General features: G+C 65.1%; 4 protein-coding genes. 2 read left to right on the top strand and 2 right to left on the bottom strand.

Going from position 1 to position 20,050, the window contains the following annotated elements; translation table 11 throughout:
• The first annotated feature begins 47 nt into the window (after positions 1-47).
• Positions 48-767: a helix-turn-helix domain-containing protein gene (locus AB0J29_RS11100; protein WP_364782898.1), complete on the top strand. Its 720-nt coding sequence runs from the start codon at positions 48-50 to the stop codon at positions 765-767.
• 164 nt (positions 768-931) lie between these two features.
• Here the strand turns inward: AB0J29_RS11100 and AB0J29_RS11095 are convergent, their stop codons facing one another.
• Complete coding sequence (locus AB0J29_RS11095; RefSeq protein ID WP_364782895.1) at positions 932-1,315, bottom strand: hypothetical protein; 384 nt, start codon at positions 1,313-1,315, stop codon at positions 932-934.
• Between the two features lie 1,223 nt (positions 1,316-2,538).
• The gene (locus AB0J29_RS11090) at positions 2,539-2,715 is read right to left on the bottom strand and encodes a hypothetical protein (RefSeq protein WP_364782892.1); all 177 of its coding nucleotides are present in this window, start codon (positions 2,713-2,715) and stop codon (positions 2,539-2,541) included.
• A gap of 210 nt (positions 2,716-2,925) precedes the next feature.
• Here AB0J29_RS11090 and AB0J29_RS11085 point away from each other — a divergent pair, with 210 nt between their 5' ends.
• Complete coding sequence (locus tag AB0J29_RS11085) at positions 2,926-20,046, top strand: amino acid adenylation domain-containing protein (RefSeq protein ID WP_364782889.1); 17,121 nt, start codon at positions 2,926-2,928, stop codon at positions 20,044-20,046.
• Positions 20,047-20,050: the final 4 nt, after the last annotated feature.

Here is a 20,050-nt window from a genome sequence, read left to right as displayed (position 1 = left end):
GGTACCCAGCAGGTTTCGATCAACACAGTCGGCGTTATTGTGGTCGTGTGACCAGTGAATCGGCGATCGGCGCGGTGGCCGCGTTGGAAGACGAGTCGCGCCGCGGTATGTACTGGTTCATCCGCGCTGCCGGGCGCCCGGTCACCCGCGACGAAGCCGCCGAGCAGGTTGGAATCTCACGGAAGCTGGCCGCGTTCCATCTCGACAAGCTCGTCGACGCCGGACTATTGCAGGCCCGGTACGAGCAGGTCGGCGGGATCCGGCGGGTCGGGCGGGCACCGAAGGTGTATGAGCCCACCGATACCGAATTCCGGGTGGCCATCCCCGAACGCCGCCACGAGGTGCTGGCCGACATCCTGATCGGCGCGGTACTTACCGAGAGTGCCGACGAGACCGCTCGCGCGGCAGCGCAACGGGTGGCCGCCGAGCGCGGTGCGGGCATCGGACGGGCTACGCGGGAGCGGTTGCGGCCGGGGCGACTCGGCGCCGAACGCGCCCTCACCCTGCTACACACCTTGCTCGCCGAGTACGGATTCGAACCCGCCCGCAACGCGCCGGACTGTATCCGGCTGCGCAACTGCCCCTTCCATCCCTTGGCCGCGCAGGCGCCCGAACTGGTGTGCGGACTCAACCACGCCTATCTCGCCGGCGTGCTCACCGGACTGCAGGCCGACACCATCACCGCGGAACTGGCACCGAAAGCCGGCGAATGCTGCGTCCAACTCCGTCCCCGCACCTCGGACACGGCACGCTCTGTGACCGCATGACCTGACACTGAACGAAACCTTGCAGATCGCAGCAAAGGTGCACGCGCAGGGTGTACAGAGCTATCGACTACGCCGCCGGGCAGTGGATAGTGCGTCCAGTCCAGCCGCGGCCACTGGAAGCGCGCTGCCGCGCGACGCCCGAGGCGTCCGAGCGCAATCGATCGCTATCCGAGCGAGACCACCTTCGCTTGGCCGGAAACGACAGTGTCGTTGCGATCGACCAGCGCGACCCGCACCTGGACCGTCTGCCCTGCCGACAACGGTGTTCCGGCCAGGATGATCACGGCGGTATGTTGGGCTCCGTCGCATGTGACGGCGTTCTGCGTGCCGGTGGCCGACGGACTGTCCGCGTTGGGATCGCCCACCATCGCCCGAATGCCGGCCACTCCGGCCGAGGCATCGCAGCTGTAGTCGACCCCCACATTGGCCGGCCCGACACCGCTGACATCGATAGTGTTGGCGGCGAGCGCGGGAGCTGCGGCCAGCCCGATCGCCCCGAAGACGGTCACGATGACGGCAGGACTTCGGTAGTTCCGGATAGTCACCATAGGTCTTCTTCCTCCTGCGTAGCCGAAACAGATCGCGGAGCACACTCAGAAGAAACCGTGGCGCTGACAGCACCACGTCCATCCTCCCCCATCGCCACGTCACAAACAGAAGAACCTGTCGATCAACTACCGAGGGCGGCGGGTAGGTCGCGCCTGTTCCTGCTCCGAGCCGCCGGATGATGTCGGTACGTGATCACCTCCTTGCCGAAGCCGCAGCCGGCGTAACCGCTGGTGGGCGCCCGATCAGGAGTGCGGGAGCGCCCGCGTGACAGGCCGTGTCCGTGCTGTGCCCGTAGTCGATGATGCGGCATGGCACCGACACCGATCGGGAGTCCGATGAGTGGGTCGCTTGTAGGACCGATTCATCGGACGATCCGGTGCGGGCGCCGAGATTGTGCGTCGGGTTCGACGGCAGCCCTACCCAGTTGAGCTGTCCTGCGCGGATATTCAACATCTCGGATCGGGTCGACATCCGAGTTCGGGCCGCGGTGTCGAAGAGCGTCGATGCCGGTGGCTGCTGCTGCTCGACGCCGCGCAGCTCAGCTTGCTCACCGATTACGCACGTCGGCCCGATGCTTTGCACCACCGATCTGGGTGAAACCAGCCAACCGCGGCGGCGTCGGCAGTGCGTGAACCATCTTGTTCGGTGTTCGGTACCCGATCACCGAGCACAACCGAATCCGGTTGCACCGCAGCTCGATATAGCGGGTGATATCCCACCCGAGCATGCTTTCGTGTGGGATATTGCGTGCGGTGCACTCTTTCGTTCTTCGGGGTGCCGTTGAACGATTCTGCCCAGGCATTATCGAAACAAATAACCGTCCGGCCGACCCGGCCGGAGAATCTTCAATTCCTTTGCGGCAGCCCCGAATTCCGGCCAGTTTCCATCCCGGCCGGTCGGCGGTGAAATCGTCGCCGCGAATTCGTGCAGGCCACAACAACTCTCGTCAATGGATCCCAATCCTACTCGAGGCACTGTCCGAGAACCTTTCGGCACCTCGGTTCCTTGTGTGGTCGAGGGAACTTAGTCCTCTAGTCCAGGGTCAAAAGTCCTTTCGATCATGCTGGGTTATTCAGCCGGAGTCTTGTGTGGTCCATTTCGCCAGTTTCTTGTAGCATGCCGCCACAACTCCGCCTCGGTCCACAGGTTGAACCGGCGGCACAAACGCCACGTATACCCACTAGTGAGCGCGAACATCACCGCGGTGAACACTGCCCGCTGCTCAGTCGGTGCGGTACCGCCGCCCTGCGGGCGCGGGCTGAAGCTGGACAGTGCGGCTCGACCAGTCCCAGAGCGCATCGGGCGCAATACGTTTCGACAAATCGTCGGTCACAATCGAATATTGTGCAGCACAAGCGGTTCCGATACGCAGCGGACGAATCACAATCACGTAAGACATCGTCTTCAATAATTTTTGGCTACTGAAAGATCACATCGAAAGTCTAAAACCCGTGGCCCGTCAACTTTGGGTACGAAATATGGGCTCGGGGTGTACGCAAACGAACCGAAGTGCTTGAATTGGTGAAGCATGGCGAAGGGGGAACTGATGACCTTTCCGCGACAACAACTTCATCCCGACCGGGGATTGAGCGGAGACGCCGAGCCGGACATGTCAGTGATGCAGCCGGTCCCGCTGTCCGTTGGGCAGCGAGGTTTGTGGCTGGCGCAGCAATTGAGTCCGGACGTGCCGATATGCGAGGCACAGTATATCGAGATCCATGGGGAGTTGGACGTCGATCTGCTGCGTGCGATGGCGATTCAGGCAGGCCACGAGTTCCAGTCGGGGTACCTACGACTGGTAGAGATCGACGGTGAACCGCATCAACTGTACGACCCGGCACTGGAGTCGGCGGGGCCGCTCATCGATATGCGTGGTGAACCGGATCCCGTCGCGGCGGGCTTGGCGTGGATGCATCGCGAGTACACCACGCCGTTGGATATGAGCCGGGACCGGTTGGTCGCGTCGGCGATTGTGCAGGTCGGGGATCGGCATTACCTGCTGTACAACAGGATCCACCACGTCGCGCTGGACGGCTACGCCGCGATGATGATGGTGAACCGGATCGGGGCGCTGTATACGGCGGCGGTGCAGGGCCAGACAGCGGAGCCGAACCGGGCGGTGGACCTGCGCACTCTCTACGAGGCCGACCGCAGCTACCGGGAGTCGAAGCGGTTCACCGACGACCAGGCATATTGGCTGAAGAAACTGGCTGACGTCGGGGAAGAGTCCAGTCTGGCCGCCGGGCTCGCACCCGCACGCGCAGACAGTGTGGTCGCCACCGCCGAACTGTCGCCGGCGGCAGTGGGATGGATCGACCAGTCCGCGAAAGCATTGGAAGCGAGCCCTGCCGCGGTGGTGATCGCCGCATTCGGATGCTATCTGGCCCGGATGACCGGCCGCGACGAGGTCCTGGTCAACATTCCGGTGTCAGGTCGCACAACCGCCGTGCTGCGGCGGTCCGGGGGTGTGTTCGTCAATGTCACACCGCTTCCGATCGTGCTCGGTCCGCAGGACACGGTCGCGACGCTGGTGCGGCGGGTGCAGTCCGACCTGGTAGGCACTCTGCGGCACCAGCGGTACGGCCTCACCGATATTCGCGCGGCCGCCGGATATACCGGATACAGCGGGCAGCGGCGTTTCGCGGGCCCGTTGGTGAATGTCATGTATTTCCCCCAACAGATCCGTTTTGGACCGATGATCGGGGAATTCCATATCCTGAGTTCGGGGCCGGTCGAGGATTTGCTGATCGATCTGTATCAGACCGGGGACCCGCCGCGGACGATCGTCCACTTCCTCGCCAATCCCAACCTCCATACCGGCCCCGAATTGTCGGCACACTGTACCGGATTCGTGGAGTTCCTCGACGCGTTCGCAGCCGCCACACCAGGCACTGATCTCCGGCAGGTCCACCCCGGCAGCGCTCGCCACGGGGCGCGGATCCGGCGCCGCCGCGAGAACCTGGCGTTCTGGCGCGCCACGCTCGCGGACCTTCCGGAGGAGTTGTCTTTGCCGGTTGATAGGCCGCGGCCGGTGGTGATGTCTCATCGGGGTGCGACGGTCGGCTACACGGTGGATGCCGAGTTGGTTCGGATGTTGGAAGGTTTTGCGCGGCGGCGGAGTTCGTCGTTGTTCATGGTGATGCATGGTGCGTTGGCGGTCCTGCTTGCTCGGTTGAGTGGTACGACCGATATTGCGATCGGTACGCCGGTCGCCGGGCGTGGCGCTGCCGCGCTCGATGACGTGATCGGCATGTTTGTCAATACTTTGGTGTTGCGGACCGACATCGATCTCGATGAGTCGTTCATGGATTTGCTCGGCCGTGTCAGGCAGGTCGATCTGGATGCTTTCGAGCATGCCGATGTTCCGTTCGAGCAGTTGGTGGATCAGCTCGTTGTGCAGCGGTCTCAGTCCCGGCATCCGTTGTTCCAGGTGTTGTTGGCGTTCCAGAATCTGGAAAGAGTCGAGCTCGAGTTGCCCGGTCTCGCGGTGTCGGTGGTCGATCTGGCTAGCGAGGTGTCTCGTTTCGATCTGCAGTTCGTGTTGTCGGACGATCGTGACAGCGGCGATATGACGGTGTCGGTCACCTATGCCACGGATTTGTTCGACGCGGCGACCATTGATTCTCTTGTGCGTCGGTGGATTCGGGTACTGGAGTCGGTTGCTGCTGATCCGATGGTTGCGGTCGGGGCGATCGAGGTGCTCGAGCCTGCTGAACGAGCCGATTTGTTGACGCGTTCGGGTGCGCCGACGGTGGCGCCCACCACTTTGGCTGATCTGTTGAGCACGGCGGTCGCGCGGGATCCCGACGCCACGGCGATTGTGTTCGATGGAGAGCAGTTGAGTTACCGGGAATTGGACGAGCGTTCGAACCGGTTGGCGCGGTTGCTTATTCAGCGGGGTATCGGTCCGGAGGATATTGTTGCGATCGGTATGCCGCGTTCTATGGATTCGGTTCTTGCGGTTTGGGCGGTGACCAAATCGGGTGCTGCTTTTCTGCCGGTCGATCCGACGTATCCCACTGAACGCATCTCCTACATGATGACCGATTCGAGAGCGGCTATCGGTCTGACTGTGACATCGGTGCGTGCGCAACTGCCCGACGATATTGATTGGTTGACACCGGACAACCTCGACAAGGACTTCGGTGCCCAGCCGATCTCCGATCCCGAACGCACAACCGCGCTACGGCCGCAGCATCCGGCCTATCTGATCTATACCTCGGGCTCCACGGGTATGCCGAAGGCCGTGACCGTGACGCATGCCGGGTTGGCCGCGCTCAGTTCCGAACAACGGGAACGCTATGCGGTGACCGCGGTTTCGCGGACCCTGCATTTCGCGTCGCCGAGCTTCGATGCCTCGGTTTGGGAGCTGCTACTTGCGGTGGGCGCCGGCGCCACGATGGTGATCGTCATGCCCGGCATATACGGTGGCGCGGAGCTGGCCGAGCTGCTGCGCCGCGAGCGGGTGACCCATGCCGTGATCACGCCGGGAGCGTTGGCTTCGGTGGATCCGGACGGGCTCGACGACCTGCGAGTCATCGTTTCTGCCGGTGATGCTTGCCCGCCGGAGCTGGTGCGACGCTGGGTGGGCGGCGGTCGTGAGTTCTTCAATGCTTACGGTCCGACCGAGGCGACGATCATGACGAATCAGGGCACTCCGTTGGTGGCGGGTGAGTTGGTGACGATCGGCGGTCCGATTCGCGGTGTCTCGGAATGGGTGTTGGATCAGCGGTTGCAGCCGGTACCGGTCGGTGTGGCGGGTGAGTTGTATATCGCGGGTGCTGCACTGGCCCGTGGATATCATCGTCGGGCAGGTGTGACGGCCGAGCGTTTCGTAGCGTGCCCCTGGATGCCTGGTGAACGTATGTATCGGACGGGCGATGTGGTTCGGTGGACGGCCAACGGAGCGGTCCAGCATCTCGGTCGTTCCGATTTCCAGGTGAAAATTCGGGGCCTACGCATCGAACTCGGTGAGATCGATGCGGCACTCGCCGCCCATGAGACCGTTGGTTTCGTCACCACCATCGGCTACCGCAACGATTCCGGGGCGGAGTCGTTGGTTTCGTATGTTGTTGCCGCGCCGGATCATTCGGTCGATACTGCGGCTTTGACCGAATATCTCGCTGGGCGGTTGCCGTCGTATATGGTGCCGTCTTCGATCATGGCGTTGGACCGTATTCCGTTGACGCCAGTGGGCAAACTCGATCGCAAGGCTTTACCGAAGCCGGTATACACCGACAGCAAACCGTTCCGGGCGCCTGAGACACCGATAGAACACACGATCGCTCAGGTATTCACCGATGTGCTGGGTATCGACACGATTGGTCTCGACGACTCCTTCTTCGATATGGGCGGAGACAGTTTGGTCGCGATCCGGGTTGCGACGCGACTCGGGGCCGCGCTGAAAACCGAGGTTCCGGTGCGGCTGTTGTTCGAGGCGTCGACGGTAGCGGAGCTCGCAACCCAGATAGCGCGGCAGGCCGGCACGGGACGACAACGTCCGCCGTTGATTGCCGGGCCGCGCCCCGAACTCGTGCCGTTGGCACCGGCGCAACAACGGATGTGGTTCCTCAATCAGTACGAACCCGGCGCTGGGGCGTACAACATGCCGATCGCCATTCGGCTGCGCGGCGAGGTGAATGTCGCTGCCCTGCGCTTGGCCATGGTCGACGTGCTGCGCAGACACGAGTCTTTGCGAACGCGGTACCCGGACCACGACGGAATGCTGATCCAGCTGATCGAATCCGCCGACGACGTAGACCACGAACTGACTCCGGTACCCGTTCTGCCGAGCCAGTTGATCGCAACGGTAACCGAATTCGTGGCCGAGGGCTTCGACGTGAGCACTCAGGTACCGGTGCGTGCCCGATTGTTCCGTGTGGTCGGCGGCGAGGAATCCGAATATGTGCTGGCCGTCGTGATGCACCACATCGTCGCGGACGGCTTCTCCATGACACCCCTGGCCCGCGACGTGACAACTGCGTACACCGCACGGATTCGTGGTGAAGTCCCATCGTGGGCACCGCTGCCTGTCCAGTATGCGGACTACGCACTATGGCAACGAGCTACCCTCGGCTCGCCCGACGACCCGGAATCGTTGAGCGCCCAGCAGATCCGATACTGGACCGAAACTCTGGACGGTGTTCCGGAGGAGTTGTCTTTGCCGGTTGATCGGCCGCGGCCGGTGGTGATGTCTCATCGGGGTGCGACGGTCGGCTATGCGGTGGATGCCGAGTTGGTTCGGATGTTGGAAGGTTTTGCGCGGCGGCGGAGTTCGTCGTTGTTCATGGTGATGCATGGTGCGTTGGCGGTGTTGCTTGCTCGGTTGAGTGGTTCGACTGATGTTGCGGTTGGTACGCCGGTTGCGGGGCGTGGCGCTGCCGCGCTCGATGATGTGATCGGGATGTTTGTCAATACTTTGGTGTTGCGGACCGATGTTGATTTGGATGAGTCGTTTTCGGATTTGCTCGGTCGGGTCCGGCAGGTGGATCTGGATGCTTTCGAGCATGCTGATGTTCCGTTCGAGCAGTTGGTGGATCAGCTTGTTGTGCAGCGGTCTCAGTCTCGGCATCCGTTGTTCCAGGTGTTGTTGGCGTTCCAGAATTTGGAGCGAGTTGAGTTCGAGTTGCCTGGTTTGGCGGTGTCGGTGGTGGATTTGGCTTCGGAGGTGTCGCGTTTCGATTTGCAGTTCGTGTTGTCGGAGGATGGTGATGGTGGTGGTATGACGGTGTCGGTCACCTATGCCACGGATTTGTTCGATGCGGTGACTGTTGATTCTTTTGTGCGTCGGTGGATTCGGGTTTTGGAGTCGGTTGCGGCTGATCCGATGGTTGTGGTGGGGGCGATCGAGGTGCTCGAGCCCGCTGAGCGGGTGGATTTGTTGACGCGTTCGGGTGCGCCGACGGTGGCGCCTACTACTTTGGCTGATCTGTTGAGTGCGGCGGTCGCGCGGGATCCTGATGCGACGGCGGTTGTTTTCGATGGGCAGCAGTTGAGTTATCGGGAGTTGGATGAGCGTTCGAATCGGTTGGCGCGGTTGCTTGTTCAGCGGGGTGTTGGTCCGGAGGATATTGTCGCGATTGGTATGCCGCGTTCTGTGGATTCGGTTCTTGCGGTGTGGGCGGTGACCAAATCGGGTGCTGCTTTTCTGCCGATCGATCCGACCTATCCGGCTGAACGCATCACGTATATGACGACCGATTCGAAAGCGGCTATCGGTTTGACGGTGGCGTCGGTGCGTGGACAACTGCCAGACGATATCGATTGGCTGACACCGGACAACCTCGACGAGGCCGACAATCGTCCCGTCACCGACAGCGACCGGGTACGTCCGCTGCGTGTCGACGATATCGCCTACGTCATCTACACCTCCGGATCGACGGGGTTACCCAAAGGCGTCACGGTCACCCACCAGGGATTCGGCAACTTCGCCACCGAGCAGCGGGATGCCATGGACGTCGAATCCAATTCTCGTACTTTGCATTTGGCTTCGCCGAGCTTCGATGTGTCGGTGCAGGAATTGTTGTCGGCGCTGTGCGCGGGCGCCACTCTGATTATCGCACCCAGCGACGCACATGGTGGCGACGAACTCGGCGAACTGCTCGACCGCGAGCATGTCAGCCACGTCTTCATCACACCTACCGCGTTGTCCACCATCGACCACACCCGTTGGCCGCTACCGGATTTGGGACATCTGGTAGTCGGCGGCGAGGACTACGGCACCGATCTGGTTCAGCAGTGGGGCAGCGGTCGCAACATGGTCGACGCTTATGGTCCGACCGAGGCGACGGTTATGACGAATCAGGCGTCGCCGTTGGTGGCGGGGGAGTTGGTTACGGTCGGTGGTCCGATTCGTGGTGTGTCGGAGTGGGTGTTGGATCAGCGGTTGCAGCCGGTGCCGGTCGGTGTGGCGGGTGAGTTGTATATCGCGGGTGCTGCGTTGGCGCGTGGATATCATCGTCGGTCGGGTGTGACGGCTGGGCGTTTCGTAGCGTGCCCCTGGATGCCCGGTGAACGTATGTATCGGACGGGGGATGTGGTTCGGTGGACGGCTGGTGGGGCGGTTCAGCATCTGGGTCGTTCCGATTTTCAGGTGAAGATTCGGGGTTTGCGTATCGAGCTCGGTGAGATCGATGCGACGCTCGCTGTGCATGAGAGCGTTGGTTTCGTTACTACTGTCGGTTATCGCAGCGATTCGGGGGGCGAGTCGTTGGTTTCGTATGTTGTTGCCGCGCCGGATCATTCGATTGATACTGCTGTTTTGGGCGAGTATTTGGCTGGGCGGTTGCCGTCGTATATGGTGCCGTCTTCGATCATGGTGTTGGACCGTATTCCGTTGACGCCGGTGGGCAAACTCGATCGCAAGGCTTTACCGAAGCCGGTGTACACCGACAGCAAACCGTTCCGGGCGCCTGAGACACCGATAGAACACACGATCGCCCAAGCGTTCACCGACATACTGGGCACCGACACCATCGGTCTCGACGACTCCTTCTTCGCCCTCGGCGGAGACAGCATCATGTCGATCCAGTTGGTGGCTCGGGCCAGGGCAGCGGGCGTGCTGTTCTCCCCGCGCGAGGTGTTCGAGCGTAAAACGATCGCCGGACTGGCCCAGATCGCCGTCCAGGACAGCACCGCGGCGACCGCCCTTCCGGCGGAACTGCCCGGCGGAGGCGTGGGAGCGATACCGCTGACGCCGATCATGCGATGGCTGCTCGAGCGGGCGGAGTCGGGATTCGGCCGCTTCTCGCAAGCAATGGTGCTGGGTCTGCCGGCGGGGATCGACGGGCAGCGGCTGGCGGACACGGTGCAGGCGGTGCTCGATCGACACGACATGTTGCGCGCGCGACTGCGTCCGGGCGCCGACGCGCGCTGGAGTTGGGAGGCGCTGCCGGTCGGAACGGTTCGCGCCGACGACATCATTCACCGGGTGGCGATGGCGGGCGAGCTGGGAACCGCCGAGTTCCGAGCGTTGGCGGCAGCGGAGTTGGATGCCGCCGCGGACCGGCTCGATCCGGGCGCGGGGATCGTGGTGCAGATGGTCTGGTTCGATCCGGTGAGTACGGCAGAGCCGGGCAGGGTGCTGGTGCTGGTGCACCATTCGGCGATCGATGGAGTTTCCTGGCGCGTGCTGATACCGGACTTCGCGGTCGCGTGGATGCGGATCGAGTCCGGCGAGCAACCCGATCTGCCCCCGGTCGGGACATCGATGCGCAGGTGGGCGCATGGGTTGGCCGAAGCAGCCCAACGCCCGGACCGGACCGCCGAACTCGAATTGTGGCAAGCGATGGCCGTCGGTGACGATCCGGTGATCGGATCCCGGACCCTCGACCCCACGATCGATGTCGCCGCCACTGTCCGCACGATCGCGGTCGACGTGTCTCCCGAGGTGACCGAGGCGCTGTTGACCACGGTGCCCGCGAAATTCCGCGGCAGCGTGGGCGACGGGCTGTTGGCCGCGCTGGCGGTGGCGGTGACGAAGTGGCGGCGCCAGCGTGCGACGGAAACCTCTGGCCGCCGCGCGCCGGCGGACGTGGTGATCGGTCTGGAAGGGCACGGCCGAGAGGAGGGCGTTGTCCCGGGCGCGGATCTCACCCGGACGGTCGGTTGGTTCTCCACGAGCTTTCCGATACGCCTCGATCTGTCGGGCATCGATCTCGACGACGCGTACGCGGGTGGGCCGGCCATGGGGGCAGCGGTCAAGTCCGTCAAGGAACAGCTCCTCGCTGTCCCGGACCACGGGATCGGCTACGGCTTGTTGCGGTATCTCAACGAAGACACCGGCCCGATACTGCAGACTCTGCCGACGCCGCAGATCGGCTTCAACTACCTCGGCCGGGTCTCCCCGGGGGTTCCCGAGGGGATGTCGGCGGTCGGCTGGCTGCCGGTGGACGGCGGTGGTGACCTTGGTGGTGGCGAGCTCGCCGGTGCACGGAATCCGGATATGCCGGTGTCCGCGGTGCTCGACATCAATGCCCTCACCCTCGACGACGGGGGCCGGCCGCGATTGCGGGCGATCTGGTCGTATCCCGCCGGGGTACTCACCGCCGACGAAGTGCGCGAGGTCGCGGAGTCGTGGTGCCGGGCATTGACTGCCTTGGCAACTCACACCCGCCACTCCGGGAGCGGGGGACGGACGCCATCGGATCTGGATCTGGTCCGGCTCGCCCAGTCCGCGATCGAGCGCCTCGAGGACAGGTACCCGGCGTTGAGCGACGTCTGGCCATTGACGCCGTTGCAGCAGGGGTTGCTGTTCCATGCGCTGGTCGCCGAGGAGTCGGTGGACGCCTACGTGATGCAGCTGGTCCTCGAGCTGCGTGGGCACGTCGATCCGCAGCGGCTGCGCCGAGCCGGGCAGGTGCTGCTCGACCGGCATGCGAATCTGCGCACCGCATTCGTCACCGACATCGGCGCCGCGCCGGTGCAGGTGGTTCAGGAAGACGTCGAGGCGCCCTGGTCGGAGCTGGATCTGTCCGGGCTGGACGACGAGGCACGCAATCGCGAGTGGGAGCAACTCATGGCCGCGGACCGGGCGACCCGGTTCGACCCGACGCGGGCACCGCTGCTGCGTTGGATGCTGGTCACCACGGGGCCGCAGCGCTACCGGCTGGTGTTGACCAATCATCACCTGCTGGTGGATGGCTGGTCGACACCGCTGCTGCTGAAGGAATTGCTGGTGCTCTATGCCACCGACAGCGATGCCTCGATGCTGCCTCGGGTTCGGCCCTATCGGGACTTCCTGGCATGGATCGCCGGGCAGGACTCGGCTGCGTCGCTCGACACCTGGGCCCGCGTGTTCGACGGCGCCGACGAGCCGACCCTGGTGGCTCCGGCCGACCCCCGCCGTCGATACACCGAATCACGCGAGGTGGTCGGCGAACTGACCGAGGAGCAGACCGCTGCGTTGACCGGCCTCGCGCGGTCCCGTGGCATCACCCTCAATACCGTGATCCAGATGGCGTGGGCGATCGTGTTGCGCGCGTTGACGTCCCGCGACGATGTGACGTTCGGTGCCACGGTCTCCGGGCGGTCCCCGCAGATCGCGGGCGTCGAATCGATGATCGGGCTGTTCATCAACACGCTGCCGGTGCGGGTCCGCCTCGACGCCGCCGAGAGCTTGGGGCAGCTGCTCGACCGAATCCAGGCGGAGCAGACCGCCCTGCTCGACCACCAGCTCGTGGGGCTGATCGAGATCGAGCGGGTGGCCGGTCCGGGGGCGGTGTTCGACACGATGACGGTGTTCGAGTCCTATCCGATCGATCGCGGTGGGCAGACGGCGGACACCGACATCGCCGGCATGCGGCTGGTCGACGTGACCGGCACCGACGCCGCGCACTATCCGCTGGGAGTGGTCGCGCATGTCGACACGCGACTGCACCTCAAAATCAAGTACCTGCCCGAACTCTTCGACCACGACATGGTGAACTCGACCCTGCAGCGGGTCCTGCGGGTGATCGGCGTCGTTACCACCGACCCGGATCTGCCGCTGGCCCGGCTGAATCTGCTCTCCCCGGCGGAATACCGGGAGCTGACGGCGGTGTCGGGTAACCCGGCTGTGCCGGGGCGAGTGTTGCCGGAGCTGTTGGCGGCGGCGGTGCGGCGGGATCCGCAGGCGGTCGCAGTGGTCTACGGGGATCAGCGGTGGACGTACGGCGCATTGGATACCGAGTCGAATCGGTTGGCCCGACTGCTGATCGATCGGGGTGTGGGGCCAGAGGCACATGTTGCGGTGGCATTGCCCCGGTCGCTCGAGTCGGTGCTGGCGGTATGGGCGGTCGCGAAGTCGGGGGCAGCGTTCGTGCCGATCGACCCCACCTACCCCGCCGACCGGATCACCTTCATGCTGACCGATTCCGGTGCCCAGGTCGGTATCACCGTATCGACGGTAGCGGCAGAGCTGCCCGGCACGATCGACTGGCTCGTACTCGACGCCCCCGAGCTACGAGCCGATCTCACCACCACCTCCACGGCCGCCATCACGCCGGCGGAACGGAAGGTACCGCTGCATGTGGCCCAGCCGGCGTATGTCATTTACACCTCCGGCTCCACCGGGCGCCCCAAGGGCGCGATCATCACCCATACCGGACTGGCGAATTTCGCTGCCGAGCAACGTGACCGGTACGCGGTGACACCATCGGCACGGATCCTGCACTTCGCGTCACCGAGCTTCGATGCGGCCATGCTCGAACAGTTGATGGCGATCGAGGCCACAGCGACACTGGTGATCGCGCCGACAACCGTATACGGCGGAGAAGAGTTGCGGCGCTTGCTGATCGATCAACGGGTGTCGCACGCCTTCATCACCCCGTCGGCGCTGGCGTCGGTCGACCCGATCGGCCTGGATGGCTTGCGGGTGCTCGTCGCCGGCGGCGAAGCCTGCCCGCCGGGATTGGTAGCACGGTGGGCGCCGGGCCGAGCGTTCCACAACGGATATGGTCCGACCGAGACCACCATCATGACGAATATCAGTGCGGCGCTGGACCCATCGACGGCGGTGACGATCGGCGGACCGATCCGTGGCGTCGGGCAGGTCGTGCTCGACGCGTCGTTGCGGCCGGTACCGGTCGGGGTTGTGGGGGAGTTGTATCTCACGGGTCCGGGTCTGGCTCGCGGTTACCACAACCGGATGGATCTGACGGCAGCGCGGTTCGTCGCCGATCCGTTCGCGGAGCCGGGACAGCGCATGTATCGGACCGGTGATCTGGTGCGGTGGATGCGGCAACCGGAGGGGGATCTGGCGCTCGACTATGTGGGCCGGATGGATTTCCAGGTCAAGATTCGCGGTTTCCGCATCGAACTCGGCGAGGTCGAATCCGGTCTGCTGGCCTGCGCGGGCGTGGCCCACGCGGTAGCGACGGTGCACCGGAGCCCCGCCACCGCCGATCGGTTGATCGGGTACGTGGTGCCCGAGACCGGCGCCGACCTCGACCCGGCCCAGGTCCGCGAATTCGCCGCGGAGCGGTTGGCCCCACATATGGTGCCCGCGACTGTGGTGATGCTCGACGCGCTGCCGTTGACGAAGAACGGCAAACTCGACCGTGCCGCGCTACCCGAGCCCGACTTCACCACGAGCCGGGCCGAATTCCGGGCACCGGTCACCGAGGTGGAGACGACGCTGGCAGGACTGTTCGCCGAGGTATTGGGTCTCGACACGGTCGGACTCGATGATTCGTTCTTCGCCCTCGGTGGTGACAGCATCGTGTCGATCCAGTTGGTGACCCGCGCCAGGGCGGCGGGTCTGGTGTTCTCCGTGCGCGAGGTGTTCGAGCACAAAACGGTGGCCGGGCTGGCCGGGATCGCCGTCCGCGACAGTGCCGCGGCGGTCGCTCTTCCTGAGGAACTGCCCGGCGGGGGTGTGGGTTCGGTGCCGTTGACGCCGATCATGTATTGGATGTTCGAGCGTGGCGGCTTGGATCGTTTCTGTCAGTGGGTGTTGCTCACGTTGCCGGCCGGTATCGACAGGGCCGGGATCGCGGCGACCGTGCAAGCGGTGATCGATCAGCACGACATGCTGCGGGCCCGACTACACCCCGACCCGACCCATCGGTCCGGGTGGGCGTTGGGGGTGCAGCCGACCGGGGTGTCGGCCGCCGGGCTGATCCGACGCGTGTCGGTGGATGCGGCGCCGGAGGGTAGCGGGTTCGCCGCGATCCTCGACGCGGAGGCGGCCGCGGCCACCGAGCGTCTGGACCCCGCGGCGGGAGTGCTGGTGCAGCTGGTCTGGTTCGACTGGGCCGGCGGGCCGGGACGGCTGCTCGTCGTGGCACACCATCTGGTCGTCGATGGGGTGTCGTGGCGGATCCTGGTGCCCGACCTCGCCACCGCGTGGGCCCAGATCGGTGCCGGGCAACGGCCGCGGCTCGCGCCCGTCGGCACCTCGATGCGCCGCTGGGCGCACGCCCTGCACACCGCCGCCGGCAGCGTCGATGAACTCCACTGGTGGCGAACCACTCTCGATACCGCTGATCCGCCGATCGGCACCCGCGCGCTCGACCCGGTCGTGGATGTGCAGGACACCCTCGCCACGGTCGAGGTGAGCCTGTCGACCGCGGTGACCCGCGCCGTGCTCACCACCGTGCCGCACGCGTTCCGCGGCAACGTCGACGACGCCCTCATCGCCGGGCTCGCGCTGGCGCTGACACGGTGGCGGCGCCGCCGCGGTGACGACACCACCGCGACGCTGCTCACCCTCGAAAGCCACGGCCGCCACGACACGCTGCTGCCCGGCGCCGACCTCACCCGCACCGTCGGATGGTTCACCAGCACCTACCCGGTGCGACTCGACCTGTCCGATATCGACATCGACGACGCCTACGCCGCGGGCACCGCCGCAGCAGCGGTGATCAAATCGGTCAAGGAACAACTGCGCCGGGTCCCCGACCACGGGATCGGCTACGGGCTGCTGCGCTACCTCAACACCGACACCGCCCCCATCCTCGCCGCGCTGCCCGACCCGCAGGTGAGCTTCAACTATCTCGGTCGTTTCGACACCATCCCGCAAGCATTGCGCGAGGGCGGGTGGATGCCCGCCAGCGGCGACACCCAAGGCGGCGGCAGCCAGAACCCGCACGCGTCCGCGGCGGCCGTGCTCGGTGTCAACGCGGTCACCATGGACACACCGGACGGGCCGACCCTGACCGCATCCTGGGACTACCCCACCGGCGTGCTCACCCCCGCCGAGGTCACCGACCTCGCCGAGCTGTGGCGTGACGCAGTGACAGCCCTGGCCACCCACGCGTCCCAGCCCGGTGCCGGCGGGCTCACCCCCTCCGATATCGACCTCGTCGACCTCGACCAACCCACCATCGACCGGCTCGAAACCCGACACCCGACACTCGACGACATCTGGCCACTCACACCGCTCCAGCAAGGACTCCTGTTCCACGCCCAACTCGCCGACGGCGCCGTCGACGCCTACATCGTGCAACTCAGCATCGAACTCGGCGGCCACGTCGACACCGACCGACTACACCGAGCCGCACAAACACTGCTCACCCGACACCCCAACCTGCGAACCACATTCGTGCGCGACGGCACCCACGACCCGGTCCAGATAGTGCATCGACACATCGAGGTGCCGTTCACCCAGATCGACCTGACCGAGTCCGACGACACCGACGCCGCACTCGAACACCTCATGAACAACGACCGCCACATCGACATGACCGCAGCACCACTGCTACGCCTGACCCTGATCAACATCGCCCCCCAGCAGTACCAGCTGCTGTTGACCGTGCATCACATCCTCATCGACGGCTGGTCCACACCACTGCTGATCCGGGAACTGCTGATCCTCTACGCCAGCGACAGCGACCCGAGGGCACTGCCCTCGGTGCGCCCCTACCGCGACTACCTGAAGTGGCTCAACGGCCAAGACCGGGCCGGTGCAGAAACCGCGTGGACACAGGCACTCGACGGAATCGCCGAGCCGACGCTGCTCGCCCCCGCGGACCGTGCCCGCCGCCACACCGCCACCGCGCGTGAGGTCCAGGCGCAACTGAGCGAACAGCACACCACGGCCCTGGTCACGGTGGCCCAGCAGCAGGAAACCACCCTCAACACCCTGATCCAAGCCGCCTGGGCGATCGTGCTCGCCAATGCGACCGCCCGCGAAGACGTGGTCTTCGGCACCACCGTCTCCGGGCGCCCACCACAGATCCCCGGCATCGAATCGATGATCGGACTGTTCATCAACACCGTGCCCGTGCGGGTCCGGCTCGACCACCGCGAAAACCTCGCCCTACTGCTGCGCCGAATCCAAACCGAACAAGCCGAGCTGCTCGACCATCACCACCTCGGACTCGCCCGCATCCAACAGCTGGCCGGCCCCGGCGCGATATTCGACACCGCGACCGTCTTCGAGTCCTACCCGATCGACCGCGCCGGGCTGTCCGAAGACACCGACATCGCCGGCATGCGCGTCCTCGACGTGCACGGACGAGACGCCGCGCACTATCCGCTCGGCCTGGTCGTCCACCACGACACCGGACTGCACCTGACCTTCAAATATCAGCCCGAACTGTTCACCCGACACCAGATCGACGCCATCGCCGACCGAGTGCTGCGAGTGCTCGATGCCATCGCCGTACACATCGACCTCCCGCTCACCGAACTGGAGCTGCTCTCGCCCATCGAGCGGGCAACGCTGGTACCTGTTCGCGGTCGGCCCGGCACGGCGATGTCGGTGTTGCCGCAGGTGTTGACGGCCACGGCGAGGCCGGCCGCGGAAGCGGTGGTCTGCGATGGCGAACGGCTGTCCTATCGCGAACTCGAGGAAACCTCCAACCGGTGGGCGCGCGTACTGATCGAAACAGGAGTAGGACCGGAATCGTTGGTAGCCGTAGCGTTACCACGCTCCATCGATGGCGTGATCGCCGCGTGGGCGGTCGCTAAAACCGGCGGCGCATTCGTTCCGATCGACCTCGGCCATCCGCACGACCGGATCACGAGCATCATCGCCGATTCCGGCGCCACCATCGGACTGACCCTCGAAACCCATCGAGACCAGCTGCCAGACGCCGTCAGATGGTTTACCGTCGACAGCCCCGCCTTCGCCGCGGCGACAGCGGCGGCGGCACCAACCACGATCGGCGACCGCGACCGCACCACCACGCTGCGGCCACAGCACCCGGCCTACCTGATCTACACGTCGGGCTCCACCGGTATCCCCAAGGGGGTCGTGGTCACTCACGCCGGGCTGGCGAACCTGGCCGCCGAAACAAGGGAACGGTTCGGTCTCACCCCGACCTGTCGCGTACTCGGCGCCGCTTCGCCGAGCTTCGATGTCTCGATCCTGGAATGGCTCATGGCGACCGCCGCCGGCGCCACACTGGTCCTCGCTCCCACATCGGTGGTCGCCGGCGCCGAACTGGGCGAGTTGATCAACACCGAACGGGTGACCCATGCCGCCCTTACCCCGACCGTGCTCGCATCACTGCGCCCCGACGAGATCGACACCCTCGACACGCTGATCCTCGGCGGCGAGATCTGCGCGTCCGACCTGGCAGCGCAATGGACGCCGGGCCACACGGTGATCAACACCTACGGGGCAACCGAAACCACGATCATGAGTTGCGCCGCCGCTCCGCTGACCACGAGCACCGACAGCCCGATAACAATCGGTGGCCCGGTCCGCGGATTCAACGCCGTCGTACTCGACCGCAGACTGCGCCCCGTGTCGCCTGGGGTAGTCGGCGAACTGTACCTGTCCGGACCGGGTGTCGCCCGCGGCTACCACCAGCAGCCCACGACCACGGCAACTCGTTTCGTCCCCGACCCATACGGACCGGCCGGGACACGCATGTATCGCACTGGCGACCTGGTCACCTGGACGCTCGATCGAACACTGCAATTCAAAGGCCGCAGTGACCTACAGCTCAAGATCAACGGCCACCGCATCGAACCCGGCGACATCGAAACCGCGCTACGCGGCCACCTGGATGTCAGCCATGCCGCGGTCACGGTCCACACCCATGCCAACGGCAACGATGAACTCATCGGCTACGTGGTACCGACCCTCCACACCGCAATCGACATCGCCGCACTGACCACTCACCTCGCAGGCCGACTGCCCACCCATATGATCCCCACGACCATCTTCACCCTCGACCGGATACCGCTGACCGCCACCGGCAAAGTCGACTACCGGACCTTACCGACGCCGGACGGGCGACAGACCCGGTTCCGGTCGCCGACCACCCCGCTCGAGGCCACCGTCCGCGATGCCTTCATCGAGACCCTCGACATCGAACGAATCGGCGTCGACGATGGCTTCTTCACCCTGGGCGGCAACTCGCTGGCCGCCGCCCAACTTGTGGCGCGGCTGGCGGAGGCGACCGGTGTGACCGTGCCGATCCAGTGGATCTTCACCGATCCGACCCCCGCATCGCTCGCACACCGCATCGACTCCCGGCTGCGCGGCCTCGACGAACACGACCCCGGCGACGCACTCGCCGTGTTGCTCCCGCTGCGCGCCGCCGGAGCCGACGCACCGTTGTTCTGCGTCCACCCGGCCATCGGATTGGCTTGGGGTTTCACCGGACTCGTGCAGCACCTCGATCCCGACCGCCCGGTATACGGACTGCAATCCCCGGCGTTCAGCGATGCCGACGCTGCGTTCGCGACGCTCGACGAACTCGCTGCCCGGTACGTACAGGAGATCAGGACCGTCCAGCCGCACGGCCCGTACCACCTGCTCGGCTACTCGCTCGGCGGCACCATCGCGCATGCGATCGCCGTCCGACTCCGCGCCGACGGCGAGTCCGTCGCGACCCTGGCCATGATGGACACCCGCGTCGTCACCCCTCGCACCGTTCGTGCGCCCACACCCAGCATCGCGAAGATGCTTGCCGAGTTCGGCGGCATCGCCCTTCCGGACGGCGCCACTGATCTCGATGCCGAAGCCGCAGCCGAATTGCTGCACCGGCAAGGCGGACTGTTCACCGCCGTGACCGCCGAGCATCTGGTGACGCTGCGCGAGGACTACGCCCGGCTGGTCGACCTCACCTGGCACCATCGGCCGATGCCCTTCGACGGCGACCTGATCTATTTCCGCGCCGCCGACGATACCGACGGCAGCCCCGATCCGGCCCTCGCATGGCAGGCCCTCATTACCGGGCGGATCATCGAACACTACATTCCGATCCGGCACGAACGGATGATCGAACCCGCCGCGCTTCGCGCGATCGGACTCGTCCTCGCAGCGCACTTCCGCTCGACCCGCACCGCCTAGTCCC

The sequence above is a fragment of the Nocardia sp. NPDC049707 genome (assembly GCF_040674855.1).
GTDB lineage: Bacteria > Actinomycetota > Actinomycetes > Mycobacteriales > Mycobacteriaceae > Nocardia.
This window is presented reverse-complemented; position numbering and strand designations above follow the sequence as displayed.

Bases quoted from the DNA above. Each gene is read 5' to 3' on its own strand.
- AB0J29_RS11095 (WP_364782895.1), bottom strand. From the start codon at position 1,315: ATGGTGACTATCCGGAACTACCGAAGTCCTGCCGTCATCGTGACCGTC.
- AB0J29_RS11085 (WP_364782889.1), top strand. From the start codon at position 2,926: ATGTCAGTGATGCAGCCGGTCCCGCTGTCCGTTGGGCAGCGAGGTTTG.
- AB0J29_RS11090 (WP_364782892.1), bottom strand. From the start codon at position 2,715: ATGTCTTACGTGATTGTGATTCGTCCGCTGCGTATCGGAACCGCTTGT.